At 78.6% G+C, this 14,612-nt stretch carries 13 protein-coding genes and 1 pseudogene; 6 read left to right on the top strand and 8 right to left on the bottom strand.

What is annotated here, in order from left to right:
* Positions 1-14: 14 nt before the first annotated feature.
* The 7 genes and pseudogenes from AC3WUG_RS05015 to AC3WUG_RS04985 all read right to left on the bottom strand — a co-directional run.
* Positions 15-434: pseudogene (locus AC3WUG_RS05015) on the bottom strand (Rv3654c family TadE-like protein); the annotation flags it as partial.
* Positions 431-748: a TadE family type IV pilus minor pilin gene (locus AC3WUG_RS05010; protein ID WP_492326645.1), complete on the bottom strand. Its 318-nt coding sequence runs from the start codon at positions 746-748 to the stop codon at positions 431-433. The gene AC3WUG_RS05010 and the pseudogene AC3WUG_RS05015, both read right to left, overlap by 4 nt.
* 38 nt (positions 749-786) lie before the next feature.
* A complete protein-coding gene (locus AC3WUG_RS05005) occupies positions 787-1,050 on the bottom strand; it encodes a DUF4244 domain-containing protein (protein WP_492326644.1) in 264 nt (87 codons plus the stop codon).
* A gap of 222 nt (positions 1,051-1,272) precedes the next feature.
* Complete coding sequence (locus AC3WUG_RS05000) at positions 1,273-1,818, bottom strand: type II secretion system F family protein (protein WP_492326643.1); 546 nt, start codon at positions 1,816-1,818, stop codon at positions 1,273-1,275.
* The gene (locus tag AC3WUG_RS04995; RefSeq protein ID WP_492326642.1) at positions 1,811-2,632 is read right to left on the bottom strand and encodes a type II secretion system F family protein; all 822 of its coding nucleotides are present in this window, start codon (positions 2,630-2,632) and stop codon (positions 1,811-1,813) included. The genes AC3WUG_RS05000 and AC3WUG_RS04995 overlap by 8 nt, the downstream gene beginning before the upstream one ends.
* Entirely contained in the window at positions 2,629-3,864 is a 1,236-nt protein-coding gene (locus AC3WUG_RS04990; protein WP_492326641.1) for a TadA family conjugal transfer-associated ATPase, read from the bottom strand. Before AC3WUG_RS04990 ends, AC3WUG_RS04995 begins: the two co-directional genes overlap by 4 nt.
* Positions 3,861-4,700, bottom strand: coding sequence for a CpaE-like family protein (locus AC3WUG_RS04985; protein ID WP_492326640.1), 840 nt, complete (start codon positions 4,698-4,700; stop codon positions 3,861-3,863). The genes AC3WUG_RS04990 and AC3WUG_RS04985 overlap by 4 nt, the downstream gene beginning before the upstream one ends.
* 185 nt (positions 4,701-4,885) lie before the next feature.
* On the opposite strand from AC3WUG_RS04985, the gene AC3WUG_RS04980 reads away from it, so the two are divergent.
* Positions 4,886-5,761, top strand: a complete 876-nt coding sequence (locus tag AC3WUG_RS04980; RefSeq protein WP_492326639.1) for an HAD family hydrolase — start codon at positions 4,886-4,888, stop codon at positions 5,759-5,761.
* Between the two features lie 330 nt (positions 5,762-6,091).
* Here the strand turns inward: AC3WUG_RS04980 and AC3WUG_RS04975 are convergent, their stop codons facing one another.
* Positions 6,092-6,997: a cell filamentation protein Fic gene (locus tag AC3WUG_RS04975; RefSeq protein WP_492326638.1), complete on the bottom strand. Its 906-nt coding sequence runs from the start codon at positions 6,995-6,997 to the stop codon at positions 6,092-6,094.
* 88 nt (positions 6,998-7,085) lie between these two features.
* On the opposite strand from AC3WUG_RS04975, the gene AC3WUG_RS04970 reads away from it, so the two are divergent.
* The 5 genes from AC3WUG_RS04970 (at position 7,086) to acs (ending at position 14,562) form a co-directional block, all read left to right on the top strand.
* Complete coding sequence (locus tag AC3WUG_RS04970; protein ID WP_492326637.1) at positions 7,086-8,528, top strand: NAD-dependent malic enzyme; 1,443 nt, start codon at positions 7,086-7,088, stop codon at positions 8,526-8,528.
* A 58-nt stretch (positions 8,529-8,586) separates the two neighbouring features.
* Positions 8,587-9,711, top strand: coding sequence for a 23S rRNA (uracil(747)-C(5))-methyltransferase RlmC (gene rlmC, locus AC3WUG_RS04965; protein ID WP_492326636.1), 1,125 nt, complete (start codon positions 8,587-8,589; stop codon positions 9,709-9,711).
* A 63-nt stretch (positions 9,712-9,774) separates the two neighbouring features.
* Positions 9,775-10,614, top strand: a complete 840-nt coding sequence (locus tag AC3WUG_RS04960) for a formate/nitrite transporter family protein (RefSeq protein WP_492326635.1) — start codon at positions 9,775-9,777, stop codon at positions 10,612-10,614.
* Between the two features lie 218 nt (positions 10,615-10,832).
* A complete protein-coding gene (locus tag AC3WUG_RS04955) occupies positions 10,833-12,302 on the top strand; it encodes a hypothetical protein (protein ID WP_492326634.1) in 1,470 nt (489 codons plus the stop codon).
* 205 nt (positions 12,303-12,507) lie between these two features.
* The gene (gene acs, locus AC3WUG_RS04950) at positions 12,508-14,562 is read left to right on the top strand and encodes an acetate--CoA ligase (RefSeq protein ID WP_492326633.1); all 2,055 of its coding nucleotides are present in this window, start codon (positions 12,508-12,510) and stop codon (positions 14,560-14,562) included.
* The last annotated feature ends 50 nt before the right edge of the window (positions 14,563-14,612 follow it).

Raw genomic sequence — 14,612 nt, 5'->3', positions numbered from 1 at the left:
CGCGGACCGGCGACCGCCTCGGCCGTGGCGTCGCCGACCACCGTCCGCACGGTCGCGCGGACGCGGACGTCGCCCGCCCCCACGGCCGTGCATCCGGCGACCGCGGCGCCGTTCCGCGCGGCCACCTCCCGCGCGAGCGCGCAGGGGTCGGCGTGCCCGCGGAGCCGATGCTCCGCAGCCGCGAGCGCACCCAGGTCGGCCGCGGTCTGCGCCCGTCCCCGGGCGGCCTGCACCACACCGAGGAGCCCGAGCGTCCCGGCGAGCAGCACCACCACGCCGACGAGCCCGATCACGAGCACCGACGCGGACCCCCGGTCCCGCGGCTCGGCGCCGCGGACGCCGACGCGCGAACCGCCCGGCGGGCCAGCGCGGGAGCCGGCCCACCTGCCGGCGGGCCAGGGCGCGCTGTTCGCCGCCGCCCGTCGGCCGGTCACGGCTCGACCCACGCCGTGGCCGCCCCGCGGACGGTGAGGCCGCCGACGAGCGGGAGCGCCGGCCCGACGGTCGTCTCCACGGTCACGGCCACCCACGCCGCGTCCCGCGCGACCGCGGCGCGCGCCCCGCCGCCGGCCACCCGGCGTGCCGCCGACGCGACCGCCGCGTCGTCCTCCCCGATGGCCGCGACACGCGCCGCGACGCGGGCGGCGTCCGCGCACCGGAGCTGGGCGGCGGCGCACGCCGCGAGCGCCACCACCACCCCCAGCAGCAGGGCGACGGCCGGGAGCAGGACCGCGAACTCGGCGGTCACCGAGCCGCGGTCCCGTTCCGACCGCCGCGGGCCACCGGTCACACCGCCAGGGCGTCGCGGACCAGGTTCGTCAGGGTCTCCCGGATCTCCGCGCTGCGGAGGATCACGACCAGGAGCCCCGCGAACCCCACCGCGGCGATCATCACGACGGCGTACTCCGCGGTCGCCAGCCCGGCGTCCCGGGTCGTGCCCGCGAACCGGCGCCGCGCGCGCCGCAGCCCCGCCGGCAGCCGCCCCGCCGCTGCCGCCACGCGACGGCGCCCGCGCACCCAGGCCGCCCGCGCCACGCTCACCTGCTGCATCTCGTACCTCCCGTGCTCGCGCCGGTCGCTGGTCGACCGGCACGACCGAGCCTGCCGAGGCGCTCGGACCGCTCGCCGACCGGTGGCGCCCCTCCTGGGGACCAGGCACCCCGCCGCGGCTGTGGAGGACTCGGCACCCGCTCGCCGTCCGGGCACAGCGCCCACGGCACCGAGGCCGGGTGCGACGCCCTCGTCGCCGACGAGCGCCCTCCGCACACCGGCTCACAGCAGGCCGCGACCGAGCGACGCGAGGACGGGCACCAGCCCGACCAGCACGAACGCCGGCAGGAAGCACAGCCCCAGGGGCATGACCAGCCGCACCCCGAGGCGCCCGGCCGCCTCCCGGGCGGCGCGCTCGCGCGTGCGCCGGAGCCCGGCCGCGGACGCCCGCAGCGCGGGGCCTGCCGGCGCCCCGGTCCGCCACGCGGCCTCGAGACCGTCGAGGGCCGCCGCCACGTCGGGCGCGTGCGCCCACGAGGCGACCCACGACTCCCCGAGCAGGAGCGCGTCCCCGGCTCGCACGAGGTCCCGTCCCTGCCCACCGCCGAGCGCCGCGCCGACGGCGGCGAGCGCTCCCGGGACGCTGGCTCCGGCGCCGACGGCCACCGCGAGGAGGTCGACCACCGTCACCAGGTCGACGTCGTCCGCGTCCGCGGCCGGGGTGTCGTCGTCGCGCCGCGACGCCCGCCGCTCGCCGCGGCGGGCCGGTGGGCGCCGCACCAGGTGCAGCGCCGCGCCGACGAGGAGCACGAGCAGCGCCTCAGGCACCACGCCCGTCCTCCCCGGGACCCGCCACCGCGGCCGCCCCCGCTCCCGCCCTCGCGGCCGCCCCGTCCCCCGCCCTCCCAGGCGATCCCGTCCCGGCCGCCCGGGCGTCGGCGACCATGCGCCGCGTCCAGCCGCGGCCGGCCAGGGTCAGCACGACCCCGCCCATCCCGGCCGCCGTGCCCGCACCTCCCCCGAGGAGCGTGCCGAGCGGGTCGGCGCCGAGCAGGGCGCCGATCGCGACCCCGAGGACGGGCAGCCAGGTCAGGAGAGTCGTGGTCTGGCGGGGCCCCGCGAGGGCACCGCGGACGGCGGTCTCGGCGTCGGCGTCCGCCGCGAGCGCGCGGCCGCACTCGTCGAGGACGCCGGCGGTGGGTGCCCCGAGCTCGGCGGCGAGCCGCCCGGCGGCGAGCACGCCGGACACCCGGCGGCGCACTGCCTCCGTCCCCGGGTCGCCGCGCCCACGCCTGGACCGGCGCGGCAGGACCGCCGCCAGGACGTCGGCGGCCCCGGGGACCCCGTCGGCGCCCACGGGGACGCCCAGGACGAGCCGCCACGCGTCGGCCGGCGAGCGGCCCGCGCGGACCTCCGCCGCGACGCCCGTCACGACGGCGCCCAGGAGCGCGACCGGGTCCGGGTCGGCACCCCTCCGGGCGCGCGACCAGGGCGATCGGGCGCGCCAGGTCGACGCGGGCGCCCTGGGGGCCCCGGAGCGACGCGCCCGCCGCGCGGCCGACCCGGCCGGACCCGCGCCGAGCACGGCCGCCGCGGTCAGCGCCGCCACGAGCACCGCCCCGGCGGTCGTCGGCTCGCTCACCCGGAGGCCGCGCCCGCCGGGAACGGGCGCCCGGCCGGCAGCACCTGCCCCAGGCGCGCGACGAGCCCCGACCACCCCGGCCCGGCGACGACGCCCCCGTCGGGCCCGGCCGCGAGCGCGGTGCGGACGACCAGGGTCCCGGTCCCGGGGTCGCGCCCGACCGTGGCGATCTCGGCGAGCCGGCGCCGGCCCCCGTCCCGGCGCAGGTGCAGGACGGCGTGGATCGCGCTCGCCGCCTGGGCCGCGAGCGCCTCCCGCGACAGCCCCGCGAGCGCGCCGAGGGCTTCCAGCCGGGCCGGGACGTCCGCGGCCGCGTTCGCGTGCACCGTGGTACAGCCGCCGTCGTGGCCGGTGTTGAGCGCGCTGAGCACGTCGCGGACCTCGGCGCCGCGGCACTCGCCGAGCACCACCCGGTCGGGCCGCATCCGGAGGGACTCGCGCACGAGGTCGCCGAGGTCGACCCCGCCCGACCCCTCGACGTTCGGCCGCCGCGCGAGCAGCCGGACGACGTGCGGGTGCCGCGGCGCGAGCTCGCCCGCCTCCTCGACCAGGACGATCCGCTCGCCCGGGTCGGCGAGCGACAGCAGCGTGCCGAGCAGGGTGGTCTTGCCGGTGCCCGTGGCGCCGGAGACGAGCAGGTTCGACCGGCTGGCGACCAGCGCGCGGAGCACCCCGCCGGCCCCGGCGGGCACCGTGCCGTCGCGGACCAGCTCGTCGAGGGTGAACGCCCGGTGCCGGAGCACCCGCAGGGACAGCAGCGTGCACCCGTCGGCCACGGGCGGCAGCACCGCGTGCAGCCGGGTGCCGTCGGGCAGGCGGGCGTCCGCGGCGGGTCGCGCGTCGTCGAGGCGTTGCCCGGCCGCCGCCGCCAGCCGCACCGCGAGCGCCCGGACCCGCGCGGGATCCCCGAGGTCGACGGCCGCCCGCTGCAGCCGCCCGTCCCGCTCGACCCAGACGTCCCGGGGACCGTTCACCAGCACGTCCGTCACCGCGGGGTCGTCGAGCAGCGCCTGCAGGGGTCCCGCGCCCACGATCTCGGCGCGGACGACCGCGTCCAGCTCGGCGAGCGCGGCGCTGCCCAGCACGCGCCCGCTCCCGCGGAGCGCCGCGGACACCCGGGCCCCGGTCACCGGTCCGCCCTCCGCGGCGAGCCGGTGCCGGACGGTCGCGACGAGGTCGGCGACCCCGGGTCCGTCCTGGCGGACGTCGCGGGAGACGGCGTCGCCGGTCACGTGAGCCGCCGCGCCAGCCGCCGGACCCCGCGGGCCAGCCCGGGCGGCAGTGCGGGGCCGACCCCGCTGTCGACCGCCGCGCCCAACCCCCGCGCCCAGGGCAGGGAGGCCACCACCGGCAGCCCGACGGCGGCCGCGACCTCCTGGACCCCGAGGCCGCCAGGGGCGGGCGCCCGCGCGACGAGGCCCACGCGCCGCCCCGCGCCGACGAGCCCGTCCCGCAGCAGCCGCGCGCCCGCGACCGCGGGGACGTCGCGCGGCACCACCACGAGCACGGTCCGGCAGGCCGCGAGCAGCGTCGCCCCCCGCACCGCCGGGCCCTCACCCGCGCCGACCCCGGCGCCCGCGCCCGCCGGCCCACCCGTCCCCGCCGGCCCACCCGCCTCCGCCGGCCCGTCCCGCACCGCCGGCCCACCGCCCTCCGCCGCGGCGCCGAGCACGGCGGTCCGGTCCAGGTCGAGCACCACAGACCCGTGCGCTGCCGCGAGCGCCCGGATCACGTCGCCCAGCGCCCCCGGCGGCGGCGGACCGGGGCGGGCGTCGTCGGTGGGCAGCACCCCGCACCGACCCCACCGCATGAGGTTGCCGGCGAGCAGCGCCGGGTCGACAGCCCCGCGGGCGCCGTCCAGGTCCGGCCAGCGCAGGCCGGGGTGCGCCTCGAGCCCGAGCACGGTGTCGACGGAGGGCCCGGGCCCTGTGTCGACCAGCACCGCCGTGCCGCGCCGAGCGAGCTCCGCCGCGAGCGCCGCTGCCGTCACCGTGGCCCCGGCACCCCCGCGCGCGCCGACCACGCCCACCACCCCGGCCCCGGACGCCGGCCGCCCGCTCCTCGCCATCGCACCTCCCGGCGGTCACCGGCCCGGCCGACCCGGACCGCAGCTCCCGCGTCCCCCGAGGCTGCCGTCAGCGCGGCGCCGTCCCGAGGTCCGACGGCCCGGTCCCTGGGGACGACGCACGCCCGGTGCCCCTGTGGTCGTCCCGGCGCGGCTCGATACCCTCGATCCAGGAGGCACCCGTCCCGATGACCCACCGCCCCACCTCGTCCGCGTCCCCCGTCGGCGGAGCACCGCCCGCGCGCGCCGCCGCGTTCTTCGACCTCGACAAGACGGTCATCGCGACGTCGGCGGCGAGCGCGTTCGCGCGCCCGTTCCTGTCCGGCGGCCTGCTCACCCGGCGGGCGGCGCTCCGCTCCGCGGCGGCCCAGCTCGCGTTCCTCCTCGGCAGCGCCACCGAGGGCAGGACCGAGCGCGTGCGGGCCCAGCTGTCCGCGATGGTGGCGGGCTGGGACGTCGAGCGGGTGTCGTCGATCGTGGCCGCCAGCCTGCAGGACGCGATCGGCCCCGTGGTCTACGCCGAGGCGCTGGACCTGGTGGCCGAGCACCACGCGGCCGGGCACGACGTCGTGGTCGTGTCGGCGTCGAGCGCGGAGCTGGTGGAGCCGATCGCGGAGCTGATCGGGGCGGACGAGGTGATCGCCAGCCGGATGGGCGTCGCCGACGGGCGGTACACCGGCGAGATCGCCTTCTACGCCTACGGCCCCGCGAAGGCGCGCGCGATGCAGGAGCTCGCGCGGCGCCGCGGGTACGACCTCGCCGCGTCGTCGGCGTACACGGACTCCGACACGGACGCGCCGATGCTGCGCGTGGTCGGCCACGGGTTCGTGGTGAACCCGGACCGTGCGCTGCGGCGGCTGGCGGAGCGCGAGGGCTGGACGCCGCTGGTGTTCCGCCGGCACGTGGCGGTCGCGGCCGGTCGACGGCGGGCCGCCCTGCGGCAGCTCACCGGTCCGGCCGGGCGGGACGGCCTGGTGCTGGCGGGGGTGGCCGCCCTGGTCGCCGCCGCGGGACTGACCGCGTGGGCCTCGCGCGCCGCCCGCGACCGACGCCGCCGCGCCTGAGCCCCGGCACCGTCCGGCATCCGGTCAGCCGTCCCGCCATCCGGGCGACGGCGCGGGCCGACCTGGGAGTTCGCCGTGAGCCCTTCCCAGGCCGGCCGGGGTCCGCTGTGATGGGGAGCACAACAGAACGGCCCGAGGGAACCCACGCGCGATCCGTCCACGCATAGGACGCGTCGAACGGGCTCGACCCCGTCTCGACTGACCACGTGCACGCCTGATAACCCTCGCGGTCGTCCGTTCGGCAGCGGCGCCCTCCCCGGGCGCCGCTGTTCGTCCCGGACCAGACCGGCGGCGCGCCACCGGCCCGGCCACCCCCCCTGGACCGCCGGCTCAGCCCAGCCGGCCCGCCAGCACCGCGTCCGCCACCCGCCGCCCCTCGGCCGCACCCGCGACCACCGCGTCGGCGCACGCCCCGATCCACGCGGCCACGCCCTCCGGCGTCCCCGTCGCGAACCGCGCCGCGGTGGCCAGGTAGGGCAGCGGCGCTGCCGCCCACGCCGCCTCCGGCACGACCGCGCCGGTCGGGTCGAGCCCGCGCGCGCAGACCAGCAGCCGCGCCGCCGCCCGCGCCACGGTCCCGTTGGCCGCCGCGAACGGCCGCACCGCCAGCAGCTCCCCGTGCACCACCGCGGCGACCACGAGCGCGGGCACCCGGGTGGCCCCGACGGTGCGGGTGAGCAGCACGAGGCGCTCGGCGGCCTCGGCACCGTCGGGCGCCGGGCCCAGCCCGGTCAGGTCGCGGGGTGCGGCGTCCCCCGCGCGCACGCGGCCCAGGTCCGCCTCGGGCAGCCACCCGGCGCCGGCCGCGGCGTGCAGGCGCGCGAGCACCTGGCCGAGCGGCGGCAGTACGGCGGCCGAGCGGCCGCCGAGGTCGGGCCGCCAGGTGGCCGCGAGCGCCGTGGCCCGCAGCGCGCCGACGGCGACGCGCAGGTCGGCCGGGTCGCCGCCCGCCGCCGGGTCGGGATCGCCTCCCGAGCCGACCCGGTCCACGCCCGTCGCGACCCCGCGCAGCACGTCCAGCGGCACCCGCGCCCCGTCGACCGCCGCCCCGGCGCGCGCCGCCCGGAGGTCGGCCTCGGCCCGGACCTCGCGCCACCGCCTCCGGAACGCCTCGTGCCAGCGCAGCTCCTCGCACGCGGTCCGCGCCCGGTCGACGGCGTCGCGCACGCCGGGCAGGTCGAGCAGCGGCGCGAGCGGGTCGTCGCCCGCGGGCGGGGGCGGGGCGACGGGCAGCACGCGGCCACCCTACGAGCGACGACCCGGCGGGCGGCGCGCCGGGCCGCCGACCTGGGCGCGCGAGCGTGTTCCGGGTCACACTGACCCCATGCCCTCGACGCCGAGCGTGTCCTCGTCCATCACCGCGCGCCTGCACGTGGAGGCCCGGCCGACGGCCGTCTCCGAGCTGACGTCCGCCATCGAGCAGACGGGCGGCATCGTGACCGCCCTCGACGTCACGGCGTCGGGGCACGAGCGGCTGACGGTCGACGTCACGTGCGCCACGAGCGGCGAGGAGCACGCGGCGCAGATCGTCGCGGCCCTGCGCGCGCTGCCCGGCGTGGACGTCGAGCGGGTCAGCGACAGGACCTTCCTCATGCACCTCGGCGGCAAGCTGTCGATCGAGTCCAAGGTGCCGCTGCGCAACCGCGACGACCTGTCGATGGCCTACACCCCCGGCGTCGCGCGGGTGTGCGAGGCGATCGCGGCCCGTCCCGACGACGCCCGCCGCCTGACGATCAAGCGGAACACGATCGCCGTGGTCACGGACGGCAGCGCGGTGCTGGGGCTCGGGGACATCGGGCCGCTGGCGTCGCTGCCGGTGATGGAGGGCAAGGCGGCGCTGTTCAAGCGGTTCGCCGGCATCGACGCCTTCCCGCTGGCGCTGGACACCCAGGACGTGGACGAGATCGTCGAGACCGTCGTGCGGGTCGCGCCGGTGTTCGCGGGGATCAACCTCGAGGACATCTCGGCGCCCCGGTGCTTCGAGATCGAGCGCCGGCTCCGCGAGCGCCTGGACATCCCGGTGTTCCACGACGACCAGCACGGCACGGCGATCGTGGTGACGGCGGCGCTGACGAACGCGCTGAAGGTGGTCGGCAAGCAGATCGACCAGGTCCGGGTCGTGCTGTCGGGCGCGGGCGCGGCCGGGACGGCGGTGCTCAAGCTGCTGCTGTCGGCGGGCGTGCACGACGTCGTGGTCGCGGACATCGACGGCATCGTGCACACCGGCCGCGAGCTGGCGTCGCCCGAGCTGCGCTGGATCGCCGAGCGCACGAACCCGCGCGGCGTCACCGGGGAGCTGCGCGGCGCCCTGGCCGGCGCGGACGTGTTCATCGGGGTGAGCGCGCCGAACATCCTCACCGGCGAGGACGTCGCGACGATGGCCCGGGACGCGATCGTGTTCGCGATGGCCAACCCGCGCCCGGAGATCGACCCCGCCGAGGCGGCCCGCTACGCGGCGGTCGTCGGCACCGGCCGCAGCGACGTCGCGAACCAGATCAACAACGTCCTGGCGTTCCCGGGCGTGTTCCGGGGGCTGCTCGACGCGCGGTCGCACGTCATCACCGACGCCATGCTGCTCGCGGCGGCGCGGGCCCTCGCCTCGGTGGTGACCGACGACGAGCTGAACCCGGCCTACATCATCCCGAGCGTGTTCCACCCCGATGTCGCGTCCACCGTGGCCGCGGCGGTGGCGCAGGTGGCGGGCGCGATCGCCGGCCCGCGGGCCGACACGGGGTCGGTCGCGGTCGTGCCGGTCCCCGGGATCTGAGCCCGCGCGGGCCCGGTCAGCCCGGGGGTCCGCGCCCGCACGCACGTAGGATCGACCGGTGCAGTGCCACCACTTCGACGCCGCCCGGTGTCGCTCCTGCACCTGGATCGAGCAGCCCTACGCCGACCAGCTCGCCGCCAAGCAGGAGCGCTGCCGCGACCTGGTCGACCCGTTCGGCCCGCTCGACTGGCTGCCCCCGGTGGCGAGCGCCGAGGCCGGCTTCCGGAACAAGGCGAAGATGGCCGTCGGCGGCACCGTCGACGCCCCGACGCTCGGCATCCTCGACCCCGGCGGCGTCGGGGTCGACCTGCGCGACTGCCCCCTCTACCCCGCCTCGCTGCAGGCCGCGCTGCCGGTGCTCGCCGAGTTCGTGACGCTCGCCCGCCTCGTGCCCTACGACGTGCCGACCCGGCGCGGCGAGCTCAAGTACGTGCTGGTCACCGAGTCGCCCGACGGCGAGCTCATGGTGCGGTTCGTCCTCCGGTCGTCCGAGGCGCTGCCCCGGCTGCGCAAGCACCTGCCGTGGCTGCTGGCCGCGCTGCCCCGCGCCGTCGTCGTGTCGGCGAACCTGCTCCCCGAGCACAAGGCCGTCCTCGAGGGCGACACCGAGGTCGTGCTGACCGAGCGGTCGACCCTGCGGATGCGGGTGAACGAGGTCGACCTGCACCTGCGGCCGCAGAGCTTCTTCCAGACGAACACCGACGTCGCCGCGGCCCTGTACCGGATCGGCCGGGACTGGGTGGACGCCGCCGCCCCGCGCTCCGTGTGGGACCTGTACTGCGGCGTCGGCGGCTTCGCCCTGCACGTCGCGCGGCCGGGCCGCACCGTCGTCGGCATCGAGACCTCGGCGGAGGCCGTGGCGAGCGCCGAGCAGAGCCGGGACGACCTCGGCCTCGCGGGCGTGCGGTTCGCCGCGGGCGACGCGACCGCGTTCGCGCTCGGGGCCGCGGCGCCGCCCGACCTGGTCGTCGTGAACCCGCCGCGGCGCGGGATCGGGCCGGCGCTGGCCGGGTGGCTCGAGGAGTCGGGCGTGCGGGACGTCGTCTACTCGTCGTGCAACGCCGCGTCGCTCGCCCGGGACCTGGCCGCCATGCCGTCGCTCCGGCCGCGCCGGGCCCGGCTGCTCGACATGTTCCCGCAGACCGGGCACTACGAGGTCGTCGTCGCGCTGTCCCGGGACTGACCCCGCGCGCGGGCGTGCCTTTCGTCCCACGTCTGGCGCCTCGCGGGGCAGGACGCTGGGCGCATGCTCAGCGTCGCCGAGGCCCTCGACTACCAGACGCAGGCGGCCCGGGCGAAGACCGACCTCGCCCGCCGTCCCGGCGTCTACCTCGTCAACACCATGCTCGCCGGCGCGTACATCGGGCTCGGCGTCGTCATCATGGCGACGGCCGGCGGCCCGCTGGCCGACGTCGGGTCGGGGTTCACGCCGCTGGTCCAGGGGCTCGTGTTCGGGGTCGCGCTGACGATCGTCGTGGTCGCCGGCGGCGAGCTCGCCACCTCCGGGATGATGGTCTTCACCCAGGGCGCGATGCGCGGGGCGATCTCCTGGGCGCGCGCCGGCGCGACGCTGCTGGCCTGCCTGGTCGGCAACCTGCTGGGCGCGTTCGTGCTGGCGGTGGTCCTGCACCTGTCCGGCGCGCTGGGGCCCGACCGGCCCGCCGGCCGGATGATCGCGTCGATGATCGCCCACAAGGCCGAGGAGACCGGCACCGAGCTGTTCTTCCGCGGCGTCCTGTGCAACCTCATGGTCTGCCTGGCCATCTGGTGCGCGGGCCGGCTGCAGAACGAGGTCGCCAAGATCGTCGTGATCTTCGCGTGCGTCATGGTGTTCATCACCTCGGGCTTCGAGCACGTGGTCGCCAACATGACGACGTTCTCGTTCGGCCTGGTCGGCGGGTTGGAGGGGGCGACGGTCGCCGAGTTCGCGCGGAACGTCCTGCTCGTCGGGCTGGGCAACCTGGTCGGCGGCGGTCTGCTGGTCGGCGCGGCGAACGCCGTCGCGGCGGCCCCGCCGCGCGTGCCGGTCGCCCCCGCCGGGCCGGCCGCGCCCGAGCCCGAGGCGCTCGCGGCCGCGACGCGCTGAGGCCGGTCCGGGGTCGTGCCGGGGTCGTGTCCGGACCGGACATCGCCCCGGGATCCGGACATCTCGGGCGCGCCGTGGGGCGGGCGGCGACCGGGCGCTCTACGGTCGGACGGAGCACCGACGTGACCAGCGCGGCCGCGTCGACACCGAACCCGCTGCGCGGGAGGCGCCCGACGCTCCTGCCCCGCGCACCGTGAGCCGGCGACAAGGGAGCAGACATGAGCAGCACCTCGGACCGCGAGCAGGACGACACGCCGTCGACCGCGCCCGACACCGCGGGGCAGCGCGCGTCGGAACCCGGCGCCCCCGACGCCGCCGGCGCGGGCGCGGGCGCGGCGCGGCCGGAGGGCGGGGACGCGGCGTCGACCGCGCGCCCGGCGACCACGCCCACCGAGCGGGTGCCCGCCGTCCCCGCGGCCGGCGCCGGCGCACCGGCCCGGACCGGCGGGGCGGGCGACGCCCCCGGCGCGGCGGCCGGCGCGAGCACCGCTCCCGCGACCGGCCCCGCCGCCCCGAGCGCGGGCACCGCCCCGAGCAGCGGCACCGCGCCGGGCGCGAGCACCGCCCCGAGCAGCGGCACCGCCGCGGGAGCGGGCACCGCCCCCAGCACCGCCCGCGCCACCGGCACCCCCTCCCGCGGCACCAGCGCGCACCGCGCGACCCGCCCGGCGCCCACCCCGCCGGCGCCCGCGCCCGACGAGGCACCGGCCGCCGACCTGCCCGGCGCCGCCGCGCTGCACGCCCCCGGTCTGCCCGGGACCCCCGGCGGACCCGGAACCCCGGGCGGCCCGGGCACGCCCGGCGGGCCCGGCACCCCCGGCGGCCCGGGCTCCGCGCGGTTCGCCGCCGACGGCGCGGGTGCACCGACCGCCCCGCTCCCGACCACCCCGGCCGGCGGCGTCGCCCCCGGCGCGGCCGCCGCCGGCCCGGCCGCCCCGACGCCGACCGACCCCGTGCGGCGCACCAGCATCCGCGGCGCCGAGGCGCGCGCCGCCGCGGTGCTCACGCGGGACTCCGGCGCGGGCACCGAGGCGCCCGACGCCGGCCTGCCCGGCACCGGCCCCTCCGACGCCACGGTCCCGTACGGCGACTCCTCCGCGCCCGCACCGGCCGGCCCGCCCGCGCCCACCATCCCCGGCGCGCAGCACACCGCGCCCGACGACGAGCAGGGGACCCGGTCCCGGGGCCGCCGTGCCGACGCGGGCACCCCCGAGCCGGTCGCGGAGCCCGCGCACCGCCCCGGCGGCGGCGCGCTCCGGCACGTGCTCGGCGCGCTGGTCGGGCTGGTCGTCGGTGCGATCGGCGTCTGGACGGTCCTGTTCGGGCAGTCGCGCGTGCTGGCGGCGCAGGCCCCCGGCTGGGACGCGTCCTACGACGTGCTCGGCGTGGTGCTGGTGACGGCCGGCGTCCTCGTGCTGGCGGTCGTGCTGGGCCTCGGACTGTGGACGCCCGCCGTCCCGGTCACCGCGGGCCTGGTCGCCTCGGTGGTGGGCGTCGTGCTGCTCTACGTGCCCGCGACCACGCACGTCGACATCGTGCGGTGGATCGCCACCGACGGCACCGAGTACTCCGTGGTGCGGGCGACCGTCACCGCGACGTCCGGGTCCGTCTTCGTCGTCGGCGCGCTGCTGCTGGTCGCGGGCCTCGTGCTGGCCGCCGCCCGCCGCCGCTGGCTGCCCCGGACCTGACACAGGGGCGGGCGGCCCGCACCCCGCCCGCCCGGCGCCCCCGCACCCCGCCCGCCCCGCGGACCCGCTCGCACCACCCCGGGCCACGCCCCCGAGCCCAGCCGCGGACCGCACTCGCCAGGGACGAAAGTCCTACTAGAGTGCCGAGAGACGCGGCACCCGAGCCGCGCCAGACCGCACCGACGTCGTTGCGCTGGAGGCACACGTGGCCCTCGACAGCTCCACCCCGCAGTCCGCACCCGACGGGGCCCCCACCCCCGCGGACGGCACCGCCCCCGACAGCACCACCCCGGACACCCCCGCGCCTGGGCTGGAGAACCTCCTCACCGAGGACCGCCGGTTCCCGCCGGACCCGGCGTTCGCCGCGCAGGCGAACGCGCACGCCGAGCTCTACTCCTGGGCGAACGCGGCGCGGCTCGAGTTCTGGGCGGAGCAGGCCCGCTCGCTCCTCGACTGGGCCGAGCCGTTCCAGGAGGTGCTCGACTGGTCGGGCGCGCCGCGCGCCCGGTGGTTCGGCGACGGCCGGCTCAACGCCGCGTACAACGCGGTCGACCGGCACGTCGCGGCGGGCCACGGCGACCGGGTCGCGCTGCACTTCGAGGGCGAGCCCGGGGACACCCGCACGCTCACGTACGCCGACCTGCAGCGCGAGGTGTCCCGGGCCGCGAACGCGCTCACGGCGCTCGGCGTGCGGACCGGCGACCGGGTCGCCATCTACCTGCCGCTGATCCCCGAGGCCGTCATCGCCATGCTGGCGTGCGCCCGGATCGGCGCCCCGCACTCGGTGGTGTTCGGCGGCTTCTCGGCCGAGGCCCTGCACACCCGGATCCTCGACGCGGACGCCCGCGTGGTGATCACCGCGGACGGCGGCTACCGACGCGGCGCGGCGAGCGCCCTGAAGCCCACGGTCGACGAGGCGCTCGCCAAGGGCAGCGGCGACGTCGTCCGGAGCGTGCTCGTCGTCCGGCGGACCGGCCAGGACGTGCCGTGGACCGAGGGCCGCGACGTCTGGTGGCACGACGCCGTCGACGGCGCGTCCGACACCCACGAGCCGGTCGCGGTCGAGGCGGAGCACCCGCTGTTCATCCTCTACACGTCGGGCACCACGGGGAAGCCGAAGGGCATCTTCCACACCACCGGCGGCTACCTGACCCAGGCGGCGTGGACGCACCTCAACGTCTTCGACCTCAAGCCCGAGACCGACGTCTACTGGTGCACGGCCGACGTCGGCTGGGTCACCGGGCACACCTACGTCGTCTACGGGCCGCTGATCAACGGCGCGACCCAGGTCATCTACGAGGGCACCCCCGACACCCCGCACCGCGGCCGGTGGTGGGAGATCGTGCAGAAGTACGGCGTCTCGATCCTGTACACCGCGCCGACGGCGATCCGGACCTGCATGAAGTGGGGCGAGGACGTCCCCGGCCAGTTCGACCTGTCGAGCCTGCGGGTGCTGGGGTCGGTCGGCGAGCCGATCAACCCCGAGGCCTGGACCTGGTACCGCCGGGTCATCGGCGGCGACCGCACCCCCGTCGTCGACACCTGGTGGCAGACCGAGACCGGCGCGATCATGATCAGTCCGCTGCCGGGGGTCACCGTCGCCAAGCCGGGCTCCGCCCAGACCCCGCTGCCGGGCATCGCCGCGGACGTCATCGACGACGACGCGCACCCGGTGCCGAACGGCTCGGGCGGGTACCTCGTGCTCACCGAGCCGTGGCCGGCGATGCTCCGCGGCATCTGGGGCGACGAGCAGCGGTTCCGGGACACGTACTGGGCGCGGTTCCCCGGGATCTACTTCGCGGGGGACGGTGCCAAGAAGGACGAGGACGGCGACATCTGGCTGCTGGGCCGGGTGGACGACGTGATGAACGTGTCCGGGCACCGGCTGTCGACCACCGAGATCGAATCGGCGCTGGTGTCGCACCCGTCGGTCGCGGAGGCGGCGGTCGTCGGCGCGCACGACGACACCACCGGGCAGGCCGTCGTGGCGTTCGTGATCCTGCGCGGCGGCGCGGCCGAGCAGTCGGCCGAGGAGACCGCGACCGAGCTGCGGGCGCACGTCGCGCAGCAGATCGGCCCGATCGCCAAGCCGCGGACGATCCTCGTCGTGCCGGAGCTGCCGAAGACCCGGTCCGGGAAGATCATGCGGCGCCTGCTGCGGGACGTCGCCGAGCACCGGCAGGTCGGCGACGCGACGACCCTGGCCGACTCGTCGGTGATGGACCTGATCCAGCAGGGCCTGGCGGCCCCGAAGGGCTGACCCGGCGCCCCCGCCGTAGACTGGACGCGTGCCCCGCCACCGTGCGGGGC

The organism is Cellulomonas sp. EB106-03-03-XG116, from assembly GCF_058792015.1.
Note: the sequence above shows the minus strand (reverse complement) of the source record. Positions and strands in the feature narration are given on the sequence as shown.